The 19,164-nt window shown below is 43.1% G+C and carries 16 protein-coding genes, 1 pseudogene and 1 riboswitch; of the genes and pseudogenes, 9 read left to right on the top strand and 8 right to left on the bottom strand.

What is annotated here, in order from left to right; translation table 11 throughout:
- Position 1: 1 nt before the first annotated feature.
- From HMPREF0083_RS29590 to HMPREF0083_RS25370, 3 genes are all read left to right on the top strand, one after another.
- The gene (locus tag HMPREF0083_RS29590) at positions 2-217 is read left to right on the top strand and encodes a GNAT family N-acetyltransferase (RefSeq protein WP_021624853.1); all 216 of its coding nucleotides are present in this window, start codon (positions 2-4) and stop codon (positions 215-217) included.
- 84 nt (positions 218-301) lie between these two features.
- Positions 302-832 carry a DUF402 domain-containing protein gene (locus tag HMPREF0083_RS25375; protein ID WP_148316070.1) on the top strand — a complete coding sequence of 177 codons (531 nt, stop codon included), beginning with the start codon at positions 302-304 and terminating at the stop codon, positions 830-832.
- Between the two features lie 67 nt (positions 833-899).
- Positions 900-2,678, top strand: coding sequence for an ABC transporter ATP-binding protein (locus HMPREF0083_RS25370; protein WP_021624851.1), 1,779 nt, complete (start codon positions 900-902; stop codon positions 2,676-2,678).
- 96 nt (positions 2,679-2,774) lie between these two features.
- Here the strand turns inward: HMPREF0083_RS25370 and HMPREF0083_RS25365 are convergent, their stop codons facing one another.
- From HMPREF0083_RS25365 to HMPREF0083_RS25335, 7 genes are all read right to left on the bottom strand, one after another.
- Positions 2,775-3,311, bottom strand: coding sequence for a 1,2-dihydroxy-3-keto-5-methylthiopentene dioxygenase (locus HMPREF0083_RS25365; protein ID WP_021624850.1), 537 nt, complete (start codon positions 3,309-3,311; stop codon positions 2,775-2,777).
- A 44-nt stretch (positions 3,312-3,355) separates the two neighbouring features.
- Positions 3,356-4,048 carry a methylthioribulose 1-phosphate dehydratase gene (locus tag HMPREF0083_RS25360; protein WP_021624849.1) on the bottom strand — a complete coding sequence of 231 codons (693 nt, stop codon included), beginning with the start codon at positions 4,046-4,048 and terminating at the stop codon, positions 3,356-3,358.
- Positions 4,045-4,725, bottom strand: coding sequence for an MtnX-like HAD-IB family phosphatase (locus tag HMPREF0083_RS25355; RefSeq protein WP_021624848.1), 681 nt, complete (start codon positions 4,723-4,725; stop codon positions 4,045-4,047). The genes HMPREF0083_RS25360 and HMPREF0083_RS25355 overlap by 4 nt, the downstream gene beginning before the upstream one ends.
- A 1-nt stretch (position 4,726) precedes the next feature.
- The gene (locus HMPREF0083_RS25350) at positions 4,727-5,920 is read right to left on the bottom strand and encodes a 2,3-diketo-5-methylthiopentyl-1-phosphate enolase (protein WP_021624847.1); all 1,194 of its coding nucleotides are present in this window, start codon (positions 5,918-5,920) and stop codon (positions 4,727-4,729) included.
- A gap of 83 nt (positions 5,921-6,003) precedes the next feature.
- Positions 6,004-6,126: riboswitch (SAM riboswitch) on the bottom strand.
- Positions 6,127-6,183: 57 nt separating this feature from the next.
- Positions 6,184-7,251, bottom strand: coding sequence for an FUSC family protein (locus tag HMPREF0083_RS25345; RefSeq protein WP_021624846.1), 1,068 nt, complete (start codon positions 7,249-7,251; stop codon positions 6,184-6,186).
- Positions 7,252-7,411: 160 nt separating this feature from the next.
- The gene (locus tag HMPREF0083_RS25340) at positions 7,412-11,896 is read right to left on the bottom strand and encodes a glutamate synthase-related protein (RefSeq protein WP_021624844.1); all 4,485 of its coding nucleotides are present in this window, start codon (positions 11,894-11,896) and stop codon (positions 7,412-7,414) included.
- Positions 11,897-12,390: 494 nt separating this feature from the next.
- Positions 12,391-13,686, bottom strand: a complete 1,296-nt coding sequence (locus tag HMPREF0083_RS25335; protein ID WP_021624843.1) for a glutamate-1-semialdehyde 2,1-aminomutase — start codon at positions 13,684-13,686, stop codon at positions 12,391-12,393.
- Between the two features lie 229 nt (positions 13,687-13,915).
- Here HMPREF0083_RS25335 and HMPREF0083_RS25330 point away from each other — a divergent pair, with 229 nt between their 5' ends.
- Both HMPREF0083_RS25330 and HMPREF0083_RS25325 read left to right on the top strand, forming a co-directional pair.
- The gene (locus HMPREF0083_RS25330; RefSeq protein ID WP_040305110.1) at positions 13,916-14,923 is read left to right on the top strand and encodes an ABC transporter ATP-binding protein; all 1,008 of its coding nucleotides are present in this window, start codon (positions 13,916-13,918) and stop codon (positions 14,921-14,923) included.
- Positions 14,916-15,710, top strand: a complete 795-nt coding sequence (locus HMPREF0083_RS25325; RefSeq protein WP_021624841.1) for an ABC transporter permease — start codon at positions 14,916-14,918, stop codon at positions 15,708-15,710. The genes HMPREF0083_RS25330 and HMPREF0083_RS25325 overlap by 8 nt, the downstream gene beginning before the upstream one ends.
- A gap of 475 nt (positions 15,711-16,185) precedes the next feature.
- Here HMPREF0083_RS25325 and HMPREF0083_RS29985 read toward each other — a convergent pair.
- A pseudogene (locus HMPREF0083_RS29985) lies at positions 16,186-16,308 on the bottom strand (Arm DNA-binding domain-containing protein); the annotation flags it as partial.
- A 446-nt stretch (positions 16,309-16,754) separates the two neighbouring features.
- Here HMPREF0083_RS29985 and HMPREF0083_RS25315 point away from each other — a divergent pair.
- From HMPREF0083_RS25315 to HMPREF0083_RS25305, 4 genes are all read left to right on the top strand, one after another.
- Positions 16,755-17,195 carry a GIY-YIG nuclease family protein gene (locus HMPREF0083_RS25315; RefSeq protein ID WP_021624839.1) on the top strand — a complete coding sequence of 147 codons (441 nt, stop codon included), beginning with the start codon at positions 16,755-16,757 and terminating at the stop codon, positions 17,193-17,195.
- 51 nt (positions 17,196-17,246) lie between these two features.
- Complete coding sequence (locus HMPREF0083_RS28565) at positions 17,247-17,486, top strand: HNH endonuclease (RefSeq protein WP_021624838.1); 240 nt, start codon at positions 17,247-17,249, stop codon at positions 17,484-17,486.
- Positions 17,487-17,545: 59 nt separating this feature from the next.
- Entirely contained in the window at positions 17,546-18,628 is a 1,083-nt protein-coding gene (locus HMPREF0083_RS25310; protein WP_021624837.1) for an endonuclease NucS domain-containing protein, read from the top strand.
- Between the two features lie 157 nt (positions 18,629-18,785).
- On the top strand, positions 18,786-19,164 hold a 379-nt coding region (locus HMPREF0083_RS25305; protein WP_021624836.1), incomplete at its 3' end, for a hypothetical protein.

Genomic DNA, 19,164 nt, shown 5'->3' with positions numbered 1-19,164 from the left:
GTTGGCAGTTAATCCGGCGCTGCAGGGCCTGGGCATCGGCCGTAAGCTGGTAGAAGCGCTTGAGAAGCGTTTTAAAGAAAGAGGCGTAACAAGAGTATTTATTATGGTAAATCAAGATAATAAGAAGGTCCTTCCTTTTTATAGCTTACTTGGATATGAAGTGAAGGAATATATTACATTATCTAAGAAGTTAACACCTAATACGGATATAGAATAAGAAGCGCTGGCTTCTTTTGCGCTAAAAAGGGGAAAATAAGCGTGAAGGAGTGTTCGTATACATTATATGAGAAGGAAGGAGAGCGTGATGACGTCACCCGGAACCCCATTTCGCATCGAAAGTTATAAGCATGATCAATTGTTTCACCGCTCATGGGACAAAACGCTGATGCTTCATTTGAGCGATGCAGTTCTCATCGGTGGAAACGATAACGTCCGAGTTACCGAATCGGACGGACGGGAGTGGCGAACGCGCGAACCAGCAATATGTACGTTTGGCCGCGGACAGTGGTTTAATACGATTGCAATGATTCGAACAGATGGAATTTATTACTACTGCAATATCGGCTCGCCGTTTTCTTTGCGCAATGATGTGGTCACGTACATAGACTACGACCTTGATGTGAAGGTCTATCCAGATATGAGCTACACTATCCTGGATAAAGAAGAGTTCGCGCTGCATAGCCGGCGAATGCAATATCCCCAAGAGGTAATCGATATGGTATATAAGGGAGTGCAGGAAGTGGTCACCTGGATTCAAGAGAGAAGAGGACCCTTCCATCCCGGTTTTGTCGATCGTTGGTACGAGCGGTATTTGCATTTACGAAATCCATGAGACTCCTTTTCGTGATGAAAGGGAGTTTTTTATTCAGCCGCGAGAGGCATAGAAAGGGGCTGAGCGATTGGACAGCATACGAAGATATCTTATCTTTGTCAAGCCGTATTGGAAGAAGATTGCTCTTACAATCGTTATAGGCATTTTCAAATTTGGTATTCCATTGATTATGCCATTGTTGTTGAAGTACGTAGTGGACGATATTTTATTGGAACCGAACGCAACAGCAGATGAGAAGATACACAGTTTGCTGTATGTTATGGGTGGTGTCCTTCTCTTATTTACAGTCGTACGCTGGCCTATTGAGTATTGGCGGCAGTATCTGGCACAATCGGTGTCTAATACCGTACTGTATGATATACGGAACCGGGCTTTCGATCATATCCAAAGGCTATCGCTTCGTTATTTTCATAACCATCGCGCAGGGGAAGTTATCTCGCGAGTAATCAATGATGTTGAGCAGACAAAGAGTTTTGTAGATACTGGACTCATGAATATATGGCTTGATTTAGTGACACTTTTGATTGCGCTTGGCATTATGTTTTCGATGGATGGATGGCTGACGCTGGTGTCCATCTGTATGTTCCCATTATACGGGTTTTCGGTGAAGTACTTCTATTCCAGGTTGCGCCATTTGACGCGGGTACGTTCCCAGGCACTGGCGACGCTTCAGGCACACCTTCATGAGCGGGTTCAGGGTGTTCCTGTTATCAAGAGTTTTGCGCTTGAAGAGCACGAACAGAACCAGTTTGATGAGCGTAACAGGAATTTTCTGTCACGTGCGCTAGAGCATACAAGCTGGAATGCTAAAACATTCGCTGCTGTTAACACGATTACAGACATAGCACCGCTATTAGTGATTGCAGTGGCTGGTTATCAGGTTATTCAAGGAAGTTTGTCGGTCGGTTCTTTGGTTGCGTTCTATGCGTATCTGGATCGGTTGTATGCACCCTTGCGTCGTCTGGTTAATTCATCTACTACTCTTACTCAGGCGTTCGCTTCGATGGACCGCGTATTTGAGTTTATGGACGAGAAATACGATGTTACTGACAAGCCGGGCGCGCGTGAATTGTCACCGATTGCAGGCCGAGTAACATTTGAAGATGTACATTTCCGCTATCTTACTAAGGGAGACGATGTATTGAAGGGAATTACGCTCATTGTCGAACCGGGTAAAACAGTTGCGCTGGTCGGAGCTAGCGGTGGTGGGAAATCCTCATTAATTAGCCTAATTCCGCGCTTTTATGATGTACATAAAGGCAGGATTTGTATTGATGGGTACGATGTGCGTGATGTAACGATGAAAAGCCTACGCAATCAGATTGGCATGGTGCTCCAAGATAATATTCTGTTTAGTGACTCCATTAGGGAAAACATCCTTATGGGAAATCCAGAGGCGAGTCAGGAAGAAGTAATTGAAGCGGCGAAAGCAGCTAATGCTCATGATTTTATTATGGAATTAACGGATGGCTATGACACGGAAATCGGTGAACGGGGAGTAAAATTATCCGGTGGACAGAAGCAGCGAATTGCGATTGCCCGTGTGTTCCTGAAAAATCCAAGCATTCTGATACTTGATGAGGCAACATCGGCGCTTGATTTAGAATCTGAGCATTTAATTCAACAGTCTCTTGAGCGCCTGGCACATAATCGAACGACGTTTATTGTCGCGCATCGGCTCTCTACTATCACGCATGCGGATAAAATTGTGCTAATCGAAGATGGGCGGATTAAAGAAGAAGGTACACATCATGAGCTGATGAATAAGCACGGGGCATACTATAAGCTGTTTACTGTACAAAATTTGGATGATGTTGAATTGTCGGAAAGCGGATTGAATATATGAAATTAGAACCGCTGCGAAAATGCTGACGGAACTAGTAGGATGCAGAATAAAAAGGAACGGTGCTTCGAGCGCCGTTCCTTTTTACGTATACAACGATTAGTTCGCTTGTTCGGCATTCTCCTCGTAAATCGCTTCCCATCCAGCTGGTGTCACGAAGATACGGATGCATTTGATTTTGCGATCTTCGCACAATGTAAACCAATGACGAGTGTAGGCAGGTACAGAAATCAAATCACCTGGCTCCATTACGACATCAAAATAGCGTCCATCGTTCCCCTTTAAGGTGAAGATGCCATGACCGTCTACACAGAAGCGAACTTCGTCATCCGTATGATGGTGCTCTTCCTTGAATTTATCGAGCAGAGTATCGAGATTGGGTGTGGCATCGGACAATACGATAATGTCTTCTGTCTCGTAGCCACGGCGCGCGCTTAGTTCGTTTATTTCGGTACGGAAGGAATCAATGATTTGCTGTTTTTCTGCATCGGACAAAGAATAGTTTTCTTTTAGATTACCTTCGAGCCGTTCAACGCCCCATTTTTCATAAATAACGTCTTGACCGCTTAAGAAATCTTTTACTTCGTTGCCCTTAACAATTTGTTGTTTTGTATCCAAAAAAGTAATGTAAGCCATCTTTTTTCCCTCTCTTTCGAATATTCGTTCTATATTTATTGTAATTATAGCTGACCTGTAGCCCGATATGTTAGCGTTGGTTGCTGTCCCACAATATGTCCGGCAAATTGTTGAACCTGCAGCCATTGCAGATGGTAGCCGAACAGGAATTCAAATGCTTCAAGGTGGCGCTTGGCCTCAAAGTCGTTACGTCCCCATGCATAAATGCCATGATTGCGGATTAACACACCTGGGATACGGGCATCTAGCACGCTCTCAACTGCTTGTGCCAGTCGGGAAATGTCCGCAAAATTCTCAACAATAGGTATCCGAATTTCCGCGTCTTCTTCCCAGATACCAAGACCTTTGATTAATTCCTGATTGCGCAGTGCTACATATCCCTGGTTACCATACAATTCGGATACAATATTGTTCGGAATTGTATGAACGTGAAACACTGCTCCCGTTTCCGGAATATTGCGATAGATGGCCGTATGAATTTGTGTTTCTGCCGAAGGTTTTAGTGATGTCGATTCATATGGACGACTGTTCTCGTCTACTACCAGATAGTCATAAGGTGTGCAAACGGTTTTGTCCTTGCCGCTTGCCGTTACTGCGACAAGCAAAGGCTTGGAACTGATTTTAATGGAAAGGTTGCCGCTTGTGCCAGGGAACCAATCCCTGGCTGCAAATGCTAACTTCACCTGATCGAGCTGCTGAAAGACTTGCTGACGGACTTCGTGAGTGTATGCGTTCATTGGGGTACCTCCGTTTGAGTGATAAAGGTGGTTAATGCTTGAATGCAATCATGGAAATTTGAAAAAGCCTGATAGTCAATACCAAGTTCTTTGCATGTATTTGCAAGATAGTCACGGGCGATGACTGCATCGGCAATTTTTGCGCCTTCAAGATCAGTGATGCTGTCACCAATAACGACTTTGAAATAGCGGTTGCTGTCATAACTGCGTATGATGGTTGTTTTACACATTCCGCAGTCTACATTACAATGCTTATCGCACGGATGCGGGTAGATAATCTCAACATTCTTACCAGAAAAGTCGCTCTGGTTGCAGTAAATTTTGTTGATTTTTTCAGCGTACGGTGCAAGAATCGGTTCGATGAAAAAGTCAATACCGTTGCTTGTTATAAGCAGTTGAATATTTTGCTCATAGCAGTAGTTGACGAAATCAACAAATCCCTCACGGACACGGGCCTGATTCAATACAAAGTCCGTGACTTCTTTTCGTTGTACGCTTGGTACGAGCTGAAACAGAGCGTATACGCCTGCTCGCAGACTCGTTTTCTTGGCGAAAATATCATCTACAATCGGTTTCCATTGTTCTTCAGGTACAAATGTACGCATGATGTCGATGATATTGTCTTTCTCGGTAATCGTGCCATCGAAGTCACAAAAGATAACAATTTGTTTACTCATATTATGCGTTTCCCCATTTCTCAAGTGCCAGAGCCAGCGGCTTGCTTGTTTGTGCACCTTCAGCAAGCGTTTGACCATTTACTACAGCATCAATGGCGGCCCGGAATGCTCGTGCACCATCTGCGGCACCGCTCGGATGACCGTGCACTCCGCCGCCGGCATTTACGATGACATCCATGCCGAAGTCGTTATACAGTTTGGTGACCAACCCGGGATGAATCCCGGCGGAAGGCACTGGAAAAGCCGATTTATGCGCACTGTTGGGTATGCGGGCGTGTTCGGCAACTGTCAGTGCTTCTGTATGGTTCAGCGCTACTGAACCATATGGCGATGGATATAAAATCATATCTGCACCCGCCAGGCGCATCAGTTTGCCGAGCAAAAGCGGAGAGGAAATGCCATATTCATCTGCCGCGTAGAAAGCTCCTGCCATTGCCGGATGTGCCATCAACGGTACAGTAATATCGGGATCGGCAGCCAATCGATGCAGAATATCAAAACCGTATGGCAGGACATTCAGCAACAGGCAAGTTGCTCCCCGATCAATCGCATATTTAGCCTTATCGACCAGTTGATGTACTGGCCCGGTCAAATTGGCTGCGTATAATACAGGTCGGCCGGACGCCTGGATGATACGATTATAAGCGCCGAGCCGTTCCGTTAGCGGAGCTTTGTCGTCCACGAAGAAAATTTCATCGTCTTTTACTAAATCTACGCCGCCTTCCACTTGCGCTGCGAATTGGGTTTCCAGTTCATCCAGCGGGAGTCCAAGGCAGGATTTGAAGATGCTCATAAGCAGTGGTCGATCATAAACCCCAAGTTGTTCCCTGATACCGGCAATACCGAACTTCGGTCCGGGAAACTGTGCCAGCAGGGAAGGAGGGAAGTCGATATCTACTAGTTTGATTTTTCCATCCATCGACAGTTTACCGAATACCGTAGTGAGCAGAGAAGGAATATCGGGGGTGATATTTCCGACAGGGTACTGGATTGAGATAATGCCCTGCTGCAAGTAGTCTTTTTCTTCGGTGATGGTTACGTTACCGACCCTGCCTAGATATGGCGCCAGCATTTCCTGCCGTGCGAGTGGCAGATCGGTCCAGCTTCCTACGGTCATGCCTACAGCGATGCTTTCGGCTTTTTTATATAAATCTTTTGCAGTCGTTAGATAACTGACAGTAATAAATTCATGCATTGTCCCTTCATCCTTTCCTGGAAAACAAAAAGCTCCCTTTCTGAAAGAAAGAGAGCGGTACGTTCGCAAACAGGAACTTCACGATCTTATCTTTCAGAATGAAATAACCATTCTGCAGGAATTAGCACCTTTCTTTCCGTAGTAGACGGTAAAAGCAGGTTGCCGGGCTTCATCGGGCCAGTCCCTCAGCCTTCTCGCGATAAGAAGAAATAAAATTGTCTGTGTTTAATGATAGTTTGGAATCGATAGTATGTCAATAGGCTTTATTCATCTTCACCTTGATGAGTATGAAATGTATGCACCAGTTTGCTTAGGCGCTCCAGCTGATTGGCGTACTCGAGAATTTCCGCTACAACCGGGAAGAGGTGGCGCCATTGTCCATCATCTTCTTCCTGAGGCGTATTTTTTACTTCAGGATATAAGGTTAAAAATTCGTGCAATAGCCGATTATTCTCCTGCAAGACCTCTTCTGGAAGATGCCAATCTTCCCTTGTTTTCAGGATTCCATTATATGTGAGCAGGATATTTTTATGGTACTCCGTTAAAGCCTCCAATTGGCTTTGAATTAAAGGGAAAAGATAGTGTCCGGGCTTGAATGAAGAATAGATATGGCGCTCAAAGGTGCGCAGCATATCCATTTCTTTGTATAGCACGGAAATCATCTGCTTGAAAAGCACCAGCTTTTTTTGGCTGGAATAAGTGACTTTACGTAGCTTTGTTATCTCTTCCGTATACAAATCGTATAACTGTTCGATTGCCTTGAATTTGGATTTGATTTTTTCTTTCTCTTCACGGAAAACTTTCTCCTCCATTTCGTTATGGATAAGTGTGCGCATAAGCACAGAGAATTTTTCTCCCGTTTTTGAAATCTCATCAAACAGCTTGTGTTCATAGCGTGGTGGGATAAATAAGGCATTAACTAATGCAGCCGAGAATACCCCGATAACGGTTAGCAGGAAACGATTACCTGCAAAATATAAATAATTGCCTGTTGATGTCTCCATAACGGCAATAACCGTTACTAAGCTCAAGACAAGGCTGTTCTCAAGTTTAAGGCGAAGATTAATCATGATTACCAGCATAACGACTACACCGACGATTATCGGATCAGCACCGAGAAAATACGTTGCGGTTACACCCAGGGCTGCACCGATAAAATTGGCCTCCATCTGTTCTCGCAGATGCTTGAGCGTACGGTACACTGTAGGCTGGATGCTTAGTGTCGCAGCAATTGCCGCGAAAAGCGGCGGCTGAAGATTGAACCAATGACAGACAAGCAACGCTAGGATAAGGGCGATTCCTGTCTTTAAAATACGTGCTCCAACGCGCATAATTCCTCCAAACAGTACTATTGCTTACTGTATAATACCATGGTTCCCAGAAAAAGCAACCATAATAAAGCAGCCGTCCCTGGGAGGAAGACGGCTGCCGATATAGGTGGTAATCACACTGCAAGTTTGGGAGCTGCAGGTGAAAATTATACACGAAAAATTATTCTGTAGCGATAGACGGGTCTGCCTGTTCCTTCATTGGTGATACCATTATGAAGTGCCGTTCGGCGTTAGCAAGCAGTTCCTGAATATGAAGGGCCTTTTCAGATTGACCGCTTGCTTCAAGTTCAGTGATATATTCACCGAGCAGGTAGGCGATGTCTTCTTTTCCTTTGCTGTTTAGCGGCTCAAGTGTAATTTTTGCTGCTTTGGCAATCCGGCGTTTCAGTGCCTCCTCGTCAAGCCCCATCTCCGGCTGGAGGCGTAAATATATTGTTCCTCCGGTCATGCCGGAACAAATCCATGGACCTGGATCGCCTAGTACAAGAGCACGACCATTTGTCATATATTCAAAAGCGAAGCCTTTAATATTAGCACGTGCACCGATGCCGCCTAACGCATCATTTACCGGTTGCTGCAGTTCGCCTCCAATAATAACGTCAGCTCCTGACAAGCGGATGCAGGCGCGTGCGTCCGCATTGCCCTGTACGATATACAGACCCTTCTGGGCACCATAGCAGAAGCTTTTACCTACGGAGCCGTTAATGAACTCCCGATGCGCATTCGGAGATTTCATAATGGTTACACGTCCCCCAAAGCCGGTTTTTCCGACACCGTCCTGTGCGCCGCCGTGTACACGAATGGCAACACCCTCAGCATTGAAGGCTGCAAGTCCGTTGCCAGGTACACAGCCGTTTTTGAACGTCAATGAGACTTCCGGCAGTTTAACGTAGCTACCGTCCAGATGAGGTTTAACACGTGCGCCCGAATAACGGCTACCCAGCACACGCTGATCGCCAAGTATATTAGTGAACGTCTCGTGAATTGGTGTATGTGGTGAAGAATAATTATCGTTCGCTTCGTAGCCTTCAGCCCCTACAGCTACAAGTACCTTAGATTCAAGTTCGGCCAGCGGGAGGGATGCGTTTGCTAGAAGAGGCGTCAAATCCATTTGCTTTTGTCCACGCACCTGTACAAGCAAGTCGGAACGTCCCACTATATCTTGCATCCGTTCAAATCCAAGTTCGCCGGTGATGCGTTTTGCTTCTTCGCCTAACTGGGTGAACAGACGTTTCAAATTATCTACCGCAGTATTAAATACACGAGGAACAAAACGGCGGAGACCATGTTCTTTTGCTTCTTCGACCGATTCGATTTGCGTTGCGATACCTACATGGCAGGTGTCAAGGTGGCAGCCGCGGCAGGTTGTACAGCCGACTGCCAGCATAGCAAGTGTACCGAAGCCGATTCGGTTGGCGCCGAGCAGCATGATTTTTACTACATCGTGTCCGCTCTTAATTCCTCCATCAGCCCATAACTCTACTTTATCACGAAGTCCAGCTTCAATAAGGGCAGTATGCGCAGCTTTTACGCCAATCTCAACCGGAAGGCCGACATGTTGCAATGCATGAACACGTGCTGCTCCTGTTCCGCCATCAAATCCGCTCAATGTAATAAAGTCTGCGCCTGCCTTAGCAATACCGACAGCGATAGTACCGATGTTCGGTACAATTGGTACTTTAACACATACTTTTGCTTCGTTATTGGCTGTCTTTAATTCCGTAATGATTTGAGCTAAATCTTCAATTGAATAAATATCGTGGTTGTTCGACGGAGAAATCAAATCGGAACCAAGCGTGGCATTTCTGGCTGCCGCCACTTTTGCTGTTACTTTTTTGCCAGGCAGGTGACCGCCCTCACCCGGTTTGGCACCCTGACCGATCTTAATCTCGAGCAAGTTCGATGAATTCGCCAGTTCCACATTGACTCCGAAGCGGCCGGAAGCGATTTGCTGTCCGCGTGTTCTCGGATATTTGCCAAGCATATCCTTAATCTCTCCGCCTTCGCCATTAAAGCTCAGCATATTTAGTTGATCCGCCGCTTCGGCATAAGCACGGAATGCAATCTCATTCTGTGATCCGAATGACATAGATGAAATCATAAACGGCAAACTGTGCTCGCCGATGGAGATATCTACCTGCTCTGATGCGAGCGTTTTATTCGTTTTAGTTGTATCAAAGTCTGTCAAATGGCGAATGGATAGCGGATTTTGCTGTTCTTGTTCCAGCAGTTTTTGTGCAAAATCGGCATAGGGTAGGCTTCCTGATGCCACTTCGCCAATAGATTTCCAGATGCGCGGCCACATATGGAAGACTTTTGCCGGACGGGACTGCTCATCTGCAAAATCTTCATACCGTTTCCTGCTATCTGCTTCAAGATCGGCGAATGATGTACCGGCTTTGTTGCTGCCGCAGAAATTAACGATATCGAGTACTTCAGCGACTTCTTCCCGCAGACCGATGGAGGAGAAGAGCCTTGCATACCCACGAAGTTCATGAATACCAATGGTAGAAATGACTTTCTCAAGCCCTTTATTCAGTGCGCTGAACAAGTTTTCTACGGAGGAAGCCCCTTCTTTAGAGAAAGCAGTCGCAAACAATAGATACGGTGCTACTGCATCTGCACCTAACCCAAAGGCGATTGCCAAATCATGCAGATTGCGGATCGAGCCGGAACGGATAACAATACTTGCTTGGCGTCGCAGATTGCCGTTTCCTCTTGTTCCTGCCTTTTTTAGTGCACGGTCCACTTTGGAAATAATCAGATGCGGATCGATCCAGTATCGGTTTTTCTGGTGAACTGAGCTATCATCGAATAGAAGGATATGTGCGCCATTGGCTACTGCATCAATTGCATTTTTTGCAATACGGTCAAGTGCAGCGGGCAGCGACTCTTCATCCGTAAAATATATGGGCAGAATATGTGTATTCGGGCCAAAATGCTCCATTAATTGTTCAAGTGAGATAGTATTCAATTTATTGGCTACCTCTTGCAGACTTTTGCCTTCTACCAGTAGTGGAGACGGGAGTTCAAGCGATGGAGTCAGATGACCCGATTGCGGGAAGAGTTCGGGACGGCCACCGAGCACGACGCGAGTAGAGAAATGTTCCATCTCGCGTTCCCGGTCAATCGCCGGATTGGTGACGACAGCAACACTTTCCTTAATAAAATCAGCAATATTTTGTCTTGTATCTGCAATAGCGGCTAACGGAGCATCGTGTCCGAGAGAGCGGATTGGCTCGGCGCCATTGACGGCCATTTGCTCGGCTAACTGGATGTGCTCACGTTCCCAACCATATGCTGCATATTGTTGATTATTTAACGTTTTGATATCTTCGTATAGGGCTTGTGCAGCATTCGTTTCCGTGAAGTGCAGCTGGTTTCGGAAGCCAGCGAAATCGGCTCGTTTGCTGGAGCGTTCTAATACAAGATTCTGTAATTCATGATGTAAAATAACGGTTACTGGCTGTCCGGGGCTCATCTGCACCCCTACTTTTTCACCGGGTGCAAGTGCTTTCGGTTCACTTACCATTTCATATACCGGTATTACACCTTGTTCGGAGGAGAAATATAGTGAGGTTTCGCTTTCAACCATCCATACTGGACGCAGGCCCAGTGCATCTACGCTAAATACGCATTCATTGGCATAACGTGAAACGATACCTGCCGGTCCTTGTGCATAGTGACCCCATGTCTGACGGTAGTACACATATAAATCCTGCAATTCAGGTCGCAGGTTTTTCATCTCATTAATAATTGGAGGGAAGACCATTTCTAAAGCTTCAAATAAGGACATACCATGGCGATGAATAAGTGTTTCGATCGACCGATTCATATTTTGGGAATCGCTTCCGCCATCTACTAAATCAACATTGAGCATGTCGCCTTCGTCTTCCAGTTTGCGGATGGTATTAATTTCTCCATTGTGTCCGAGAATCGTAAAAGGCTGCACGCGGAAGAAGTTGGACAGCGTGTTGGTAGAATATCGATTGTGACCGATCGTAGCGGATGAAGCGAACTCCTCTTCCTGGATGTCCTGAAAATAACCAGGTAGAATGTTTGCGGCTCCCATGACTTTATATGAAGCCGAGTGGTTGCTCAGAGAGGCGACATGAACATGGTGTTTTTTCTCGATAGCAATCAAAAGCTCAAATAAAACATTTTCAATTACACCTTCTCCATTATACTGGCAAGCGAGCTGCCAGAATACAGGTTCATCAGCTCGACCGTTCTTGCCTAGTACTTCGCTATTAACCGCATTCTTCTGCTCTAGTTCGATGGAAAGCTCTACCTGTGAGAACATATGCCGAATATCTTTCATGATACTCTCGACTTCATGTCCACGCGTTGGAATGAAAATGTGTGCGACAGCAAAAGAAGGGGAATACGCCAATTCAGCCGACTTTCCATGATATTCCAACTTTTTGGACCAAAGGTCACGGGGAATGTCGCTTAGAATGCCACATCCGTCGCCTTCGCCATCAATAAAGCCAGAACGGTGCTCCATTTTCACTAGACCATCGATAATTTTAGATATGTTATCACGATGGGGCTTTCCGTTTTTCTCAATGATGGCTATAATGCCACAGCTATCGTGTTCTTCTGCCAGGTGATTACTGAAATTACTGAAATCTGCTCTCTTCATTGCCTCGGTCAGCTAGACTGACCTTCACCTCCTAATAAGACGGTAGTCTCCCACACGAAAAGCGATGGCCACTCTCTTTATATAGGCCGGTTCTTTGTACGAAGATGAACATTTGATGTTCATTCTTCGAACAGTTTGATAAAAAAAATAAAACAGAACTGTCGGAAAAGTAAGTATAGAATATCACGAATCGCTGTTCTCTACAATAAAAAATGATTAATTATTCAAATGAAAGCGTTTTTATTTTTTTCAGGTAAACAATTATAATAATTTAGAATATATAGGTTAATGGTTTTAATGCGAACATTATTTATATTTTTTCAAAAAATATTCGGATGCTAGTGTGCATTTTCTATGATTTTATATAAATGAGGCAGAATTGACATAGATGTTATATTAAGTGACAAACATATTGAAATCTGTTAATATTTGCTTATATAAAAAGGATGCAATTATAAATTGCACCCTCTATGCGAAAATAAATTGTATATTTATTATTTTTTCTGCATTTTTATGAAAGATTTTCTTGCTGCTTCAATGGTGTAAATAACATCTTCCTCTGTATGAGCTGTAGTAATAAACCAGGCTTCATATTTGGAAGGAGCAAGACATATTCCTTCTTCCAGGATAGCGCGGAAGAAGTGGGCAAACTGTTCGCTATTAGCAGTATTGGCGTCATCATAGTTTTTTACCGGCTTATCGGTAAAGTACATGGCTAATGCACCGACTACACGATTAATGGTAACAGGAACGCCTGCTTCATCTGCTGCTTGCTTAAGTCCGTCGCCAAGAATTTTGCCTAATCGGTGCAATTCTTCATAAACGCCGGGCTGTTCCAGTACTTCTAGGCATGCGATGCCCGCCTGCATGGATAGCGGATTTCCGGCATGTGTTCCGGCCTGATATGCTGGCCCGAGCGGTGCAACTTCTTCCATAATATTCTTGCGTCCACCATAGGCGCCGATTGGAAGGCCCCCGCCTATGATTTTGCCGAGTGCCGTCAAATCCGGTTCGATACCGAGCAGGTTTTGAGCTCCGCCATATGTAAATCGAAAGCCCGTAATGACTTCATCGTAAATAACCAATGCCCCGGCCTCATGGGTAATGCGATTGACTTCTTCCAGAAAACCTTCTTCCGGTGCTACAATACCGAAGTTACCTACAATTGGCTCTACCAGTACACCAGCCACTTGATCTCCCCATTTTTCCATTGCCTGAGCGAATGCGTTGATATCGTTGTATGGTACAGTGATTACCTCATCAGCGATAGATTGCGGGATACCTGCGCTGTCCGGAATTCCGAGAGTAGAAGGACCAGAGCCCGCAGCAACAAGGACAAGGTCGGAATGACCGTGATAGCAACCGGCGAATTTCATAATTTTGTTTCGGCCTGTATAAGCGCGTGCGACACGGATGGTACTCATGACGGCTTCTGTACCTGAGTTATTGAAGCGGATTTTTTCCATGGAAGGAATCGCTTCACGAATTTTGCGGGCGAATATAGTTTCCCATGGTGTTGGTGTACCATATAATACGCCATTTTTAGCTGCGTTGATGATGGCTTCCGTGACATGAGGATGTGCATGACCAGTAATAATCGGTCCATATGCCGCCAGATAGTCTATGTACTTGTTGCCATCCACATCCCAGAAATACGCGCCTTCCGCTTTTGCCATCGTCACAGGTGCACCGCCACCTACTGCTTTAAATGCACGGGATGGACTATTTACTCCTCCGACGATAACATCCAATGCCTCTTTGTACAACTCTTCAGAACGTGTAAAATACAAGATTCATTCCTCCTATATCAATTATGCCTGACCTTTTGCTACATTAAAATTTTACTGTTTAGCAAAAGTGATTACAAGGAAAAGGAAGATTTGCAGGGGATGTTGGAACATTCACACGGTAAAGGTTTCCTTCTGTTTATGGAGACATAGGTTTCCTATACGAAAGTAATGAAAACTGATTGCAAAAGATGTATGATAGCTAGTGGAACAAAAACGGAGGGAAGGTAAGATGCTACGAATTGAAGCGAAAGGACTTACGAAAGAATTCAAGTCATATATTAGCCGTCCGGGACTTACCGGTGCGTTTCGTGATTTATTCAATCGACAGTATCGAACGATGCGTGCTGTTAACGGAATCGATCTTGAAATTGCTCCTGGTGAAATCGTGGGCTATATAGGTGAGAATGGGGCAGGCAAATCAACTACCATTAAAATGCTAACAGGCATTCTTATGCCTACGTCCGGTTATCTTCGTGTAAATGGTATGGACCCACACCGTGAACGAGAAAAATTCGTGCGTACGATTGGAGTTGTATTCGGACAGCGAAGCCAGCTCTGGTGGGACATTGCAGTACAGGAATCGTTTGCGCTTTTGAAAAAAGTATATCGGCTCTCAGATGAAGAGTATAAAAGTCACATGGGTCACGTAATTGAGGTGCTCGAAATCGAAGAGTTGCTGAACAAACCGGTGCGTAAACTTAGCCTTGGACAGCGGATGCGCTGTGAATTGGCAGCCGCACTTATTCACAATCCGCCGTTATTGTTTCTTGATGAACCGACGATTGGTCTTGATGTGTTGGTAAAATTGAAAATCCGCGAGTTTCTGAAAGAGATTAATCGTAAGTATGGTACAACGATTCTGCTGACCACGCACGATTTGTCGGATATTGAAGCGCTATCGTCGCGCGTTGTTATGCTTGATAGCGGCAACATTATTTATGATGGCGGGCTGAATGAGCTGCGCACTACATGGGGAAATGAAAAGCGTGTCATGATTGAATTTACGAGCCCTGCTGAACTAGAGGAACTGGAACGTCTAACCGATACGTTGCCCGTCATATGGCAGAAAGAGAACGAAGTGCGGTTCCGGGCGGTATTCGAAGAAGAGGACGCCGCTGTATCCGATTTATTATCCCGTATTATTTCTCGTTATGAAGTAAAGGATATTTCCATTGAAGCGGTAAGTACGGAAGAGATTGTGCGCAACATTTATCAAGAGGGGATTACGCATGTTTAGTATGTATGCGGAAATTATCCGCATCCGTTTTTTGACGATGCTCGCGTATCGTGTGAACTACTACAGTGGCATTATTGTCTATAGCATTAATATTGGTGCGTATTATTTTTTGTGGAATGCGATTTACGGCGGGCAATCCAGCATGGGTGGATTAACCGCGCAGCAGATGGTTACGTATGTAGCTATCAGCTGGATGGCTCGTGCATTTTATTTTAATAATATCGACCAGGAGATGGCGATGGATATTAAAGAAGGAAAAGTCGCCATTGAGATGATACGGCCATATAACTATGTAACGGTTAAGCTTATGCAGGGATTCGGCGAAGGGATTTTTCGGCTGATATTTTTTTCTGTACCGGGCATGTTTATTGTCAGTTTTATTTTTCCCATTCATTATCCGGATAGTGCTGTAACCTGGAGTTGGTATTTGCTTAGCCTTATGATTAGCTTTGTCATTAATACGCAGATTAACTTGATTACAGGTTTATTAACGTTCTTCTTTTATAATAACGAAGGGATTATGAGGGCAAAGCGGGTAATTGTTGACTTGTTTTCAGGGTTAATCTTGCCGATTAGCTTTTATCCTGAGTGGGCTCAGGAGATACTAAAGTACTTACCCTTTCAGGCGATTAGTTACTTGCCAGGTATGATTTTTACTGGAGGAATGGCAGGAGAGAAGATTTACACGGCACTGTTTGTACAATTTGTATGGGTTATGATATTGCTATTGCCGATATGGTTTATGTGGTGGCGTGCTCGTAAAAGTGTCGTTATTCAGGGAGGATAAGGAACCATTATTTTTTAGAGAGAGGAAACGCTTGATATATAAGGGTTTCCTCTTTTTTTCTTCTGGAATCAAGCGATTGACCACATTTTGACCACCTTTAGTCTACTAAAGCAGATTTGGTATTCTTTTTGATTCGGTTTTTCATCGCGTTGTCAAAGTTTTGAGCAAGATTTTTTTGCATATCAGGCAGATAAATCATGATCGTTATATGCGCTGCCTAATCTAAGCTTGATTTCATTCTGTTCAGCTTTATGTTTGCGTAAGCAAGCGATAGCATAATCAGGAAGAGAGAGTACTCTTTTTGAACCTTTTGTTTTCGGCTCTTGAAATTGAAGTTTACTGGTGCCTGAGCGATAAAGTGTTTGTCGGATACTGATCTTCTTTTCTTCTAAATTGCAATCTTGCTAACGAAGCGCAAGTGCTTCCCCTCGTCGCATCCCTGTATAAATAGCCAAGACATACATAATAAAGTTACGGCTTCCTTTTTTGTTTTAAATCCACTAACTGTTTTTTGCTTTCGTTTGCCGGTTCCTGGATCACGGCCAATGTCAATTGAAAAGGACCATTTGCTACCTCTTTTACGAAAATATCCTTTCATAATCGATAAGCTTCTCCGTTCTTTCTCTCATCATAAATGAATAAAAAGAACAGAAGAGTGTAAAACAACACTTGTCACTGCTCATAGCCATTCTTTTTTAAAGTGTCCCATTAACATGATAAATGGTAACATAATCATCCAATGTGGCACTGTCTACGAAGGATGTCATATTGTTGGTATAGCTCTTCAATTTGTTGTTCCAAAAGTCCCGGTTGGTAATACACCAACATGTCTACTATCTCTTTTTTAGGAATGTATGTTCGATTATCGAATAAAAAGAAAATATTGTAAAATAAATAATATCGTTGCTATGCCAGGCTGATATAAACAATTAAATGTGTTGTCTTTTATTAACTGTATATATATGCTAAATATATTAGGTTCCTAGAAATGGGTCTAAAGGTAATGGGTGTTAATTTTCAGAACAGAAATTATAAGAGGTGACTATGAGAAAAAGTATACAGGAATTTCTTATCTCGAAGAGTTTCTTACCATTAGATGATGTGAATTGGAACAGTTTTCGAATTATGCATAATCAGCCGAAAGATGAAGAGGAAAAGTCAAAAATGAGAAAACGGATTTGTGATAATACGAGTAATGGGAACGGATTGTATGTGTATGAAAACGATAGAGGAGAGATACTTTACGTTGGCAAAGGGAAGCCAATAAAAAGTCGGTTATTGAGACATTACGAGAAGTTATATAGGGAAACTGGAGAAGCGGTACGTAATGAATTTTTCCTAGCCAACCAAGGTAAGCTGAAAATTTATTGGAAGGAGCTTGAACAGGAGGAAGATCGAAGAATAGTTGAGCAGATGCTAGATTTTGTCTTAAAATCGAAGTTTAATGAGTGGCGAAAGAGAGCACAAATGGGGAAACGACCATGATCACGTAAGCAAGGGATTATAATTTTTGATAACGTAATCATACAGGTCATTATGACAACATTTAGACGTGATTCGAATGTCATAGCTAAAGTATTAGAGCGAGCAAATGGTTATTGTGAAGGTTGCGAAAATCCAGCTCCATTTATTCGCGCCTCGGATGGTACACCCTATTTGGAAGTACACCATATTGTTCTATTAGCCGAGGATGGAGAGGATACAGTAGAAAATGCAGTTGTTTTATACCTAATTGTCACTGTGAAGTTCACTTTGGTTCGAAGAAGGAACAATTAAGAACGAAGCTGTTACAGAATGATATAAGGAAGTATAAATGAAGATGGAGCTGAGAACATATGCCGATTGAAACAGGGATTTGGAGAATTGATAACGGGGTTTCCAGAGTTAATGCAGTACGTATGGATAATGAGGCGAAACTAGAAGAAGTTCTGTTACAGGATATCGATATTCTAGGTTTAGATTTGATGGTAATTGGGAGACAAGTAACTACTGCATTCGGGAAGCGAATCGACTTATTGGCTATTAATGAGGAAGGTAATTTATATGTGGTAGAGGTTAAACGGGATAGAACACCTAGAGAAGTCGTAGCACAGCTTCTTGATTATGGTTCTTGGGTGAAAAAATTAACGTACCAGGAAATTGTAAATATATACGAAGCACATAAAACGATTATTGGATTTAACAAAAAGTTTGAAGAAGAATTTTATGATAGATTTGGACAAAATCCTCCTGAATCACTAAATGAAAGTCACCAACTTATTATTGTCGCTTCACAGTTAGATAGTAGCTCGGAGCGTATTGTCTCTTATCTTTCTGAAGACTATAACGTACCGATTAATGCTGTGTTTTTTTCGTATTTTAAGGATGGGACAGCGGAATATTTGACTCGCACATGGTTAATGAATCCAAATGAAGTAGCTATTAATACTCCGAGTCGTAGTAAGGAAGAGAAATGGAATGGTCAAGATTTTTATGTAGCAATAGGTGAGGATAACGGTCACCGAAATTGGGATGAATGCGCAAAGTACGGCTATGTTTCCGGCGGCCAAGGAAAATGGTACAGCAAAACATTACATCAATTGTTCCCCGGAGCCCGAATCTTTGCCTATCTTCCTAACAAAGGGTATGTAGGAGTGGGGATCGTAGAAGAGACAGCGGTGATGATTAAAGATTTTACGATAGAGATAGATGGGAAGCAGCAACCACTTTTATCTGTTTTAGAAGCTCCACGAGCTGGAGAGAATAGCGATAATCCGGAGCTTTCAGAGTATGCAGTAAAAGTGAAGTGGATTAAGACACTTTCACGAGAAGAAGCAATTAGGGAAAAAGGGATGTTTGCCAATCAAAATACAGCTTGCAAATTAAAAAATAAGTTTACATTAGAGATTTTAACAAAAGCCTTTGCGTTGGAAGATTAAATACATTTTACAAAAATAAAGTGATGCGACACTTTAAGTGTAAGGTTAGGTAAGAGTTTTATATTACACCTGAAACATTATCCTATAGATTATTATTTATATTTTTTACACAGAGAATAAGAAATAGTTCAATATTAATCGGAAGGTGTATTGTTTGGTGAAAAAATATAATAAAGAAAAATTAAATGATACATTGTTAAAAGAAATTTATAAAATCAATTTTATTAATAAACCTATTATATCTTTAAATACAGAGTTTAATACTAAGAATTTAGAGGCGTATAAAGAATTACAAGATCAGGGATTTATAAATATAGAAGCAACTTCTGAAGGATATATAATAAAAATCGCGAGTGAAGGGGTACAATATTTCGAAAAAAAGTTTCCTTTTTCCAAAGAATACAATAAGCCACTTATTAATTGGATGATCATAATTCTATTTTCTATTTCCTCCTTTGCATGGGTTTTTACAAGTTTGAAAGGAATGCTATTTACAGAATGCTATTTAACTTCCCTCCGAAAGAAGTCTCCCACTT

Origin of the sequence: Aneurinibacillus aneurinilyticus ATCC 12856 (assembly GCF_000466385.1) — a bacterium.
Taxonomy (GTDB): Bacteria; Bacillota; Bacilli; order Aneurinibacillales; family Aneurinibacillaceae; genus Aneurinibacillus; species Aneurinibacillus aneurinilyticus.
The sequence above is the reverse complement of the archived record's forward strand: the minus strand, read 5'-3'. Positions and strand labels throughout refer to the sequence as shown.

What these genes read in the sequence shown, in the direction of transcription:
- HMPREF0083_RS25365 (WP_021624850.1), bottom strand. Translation starts at nt 3,311, where the DNA reads ATGGCTTACATTACTTTTTTGGATACAAAACAACAAATTGTTAAGGGC.
- HMPREF0083_RS25360 (WP_021624849.1), bottom strand. Translation starts at nt 4,048, where the DNA reads ATGAACGCATACACTCACGAAGTCCGTCAGCAAGTCTTTCAGCAGCTC.
- HMPREF0083_RS25355 (WP_021624848.1), bottom strand. Translation starts at nt 4,725, where the DNA reads ATGAGTAAACAAATTGTTATCTTTTGTGACTTCGATGGCACGATTACC.
- HMPREF0083_RS25350 (WP_021624847.1), bottom strand. Translation starts at nt 5,920, where the DNA reads ATGCATGAATTTATTACTGTCAGTTATCTAACGACTGCAAAAGATTTA.
- HMPREF0083_RS25345 (WP_021624846.1), bottom strand. Translation starts at nt 7,251, where the DNA reads ATGCGCGTTGGAGCACGTATTTTAAAGACAGGAATCGCCCTTATCCTA.
- HMPREF0083_RS25340 (WP_021624844.1), bottom strand. Translation starts at nt 11,896, where the DNA reads ATGAAGAGAGCAGATTTCAGTAATTTCAGTAATCACCTGGCAGAAGAA.
- HMPREF0083_RS25330 (WP_040305110.1), top strand. Translation starts at nt 13,916, where the DNA reads ATGCTACGAATTGAAGCGAAAGGACTTACGAAAGAATTCAAGTCATAT.
- HMPREF0083_RS25325 (WP_021624841.1), top strand. Translation starts at nt 14,916, where the DNA reads ATGTTTAGTATGTATGCGGAAATTATCCGCATCCGTTTTTTGACGATG.
- HMPREF0083_RS25315 (WP_021624839.1), top strand. Translation starts at nt 16,755, where the DNA reads ATGAGAAAAAGTATACAGGAATTTCTTATCTCGAAGAGTTTCTTACCA.
- HMPREF0083_RS28565 (WP_021624838.1), top strand. Translation starts at nt 17,247, where the DNA reads ATGACAACATTTAGACGTGATTCGAATGTCATAGCTAAAGTATTAGAG.
- HMPREF0083_RS25310 (WP_021624837.1), top strand. Translation starts at nt 17,546, where the DNA reads ATGCCGATTGAAACAGGGATTTGGAGAATTGATAACGGGGTTTCCAGA.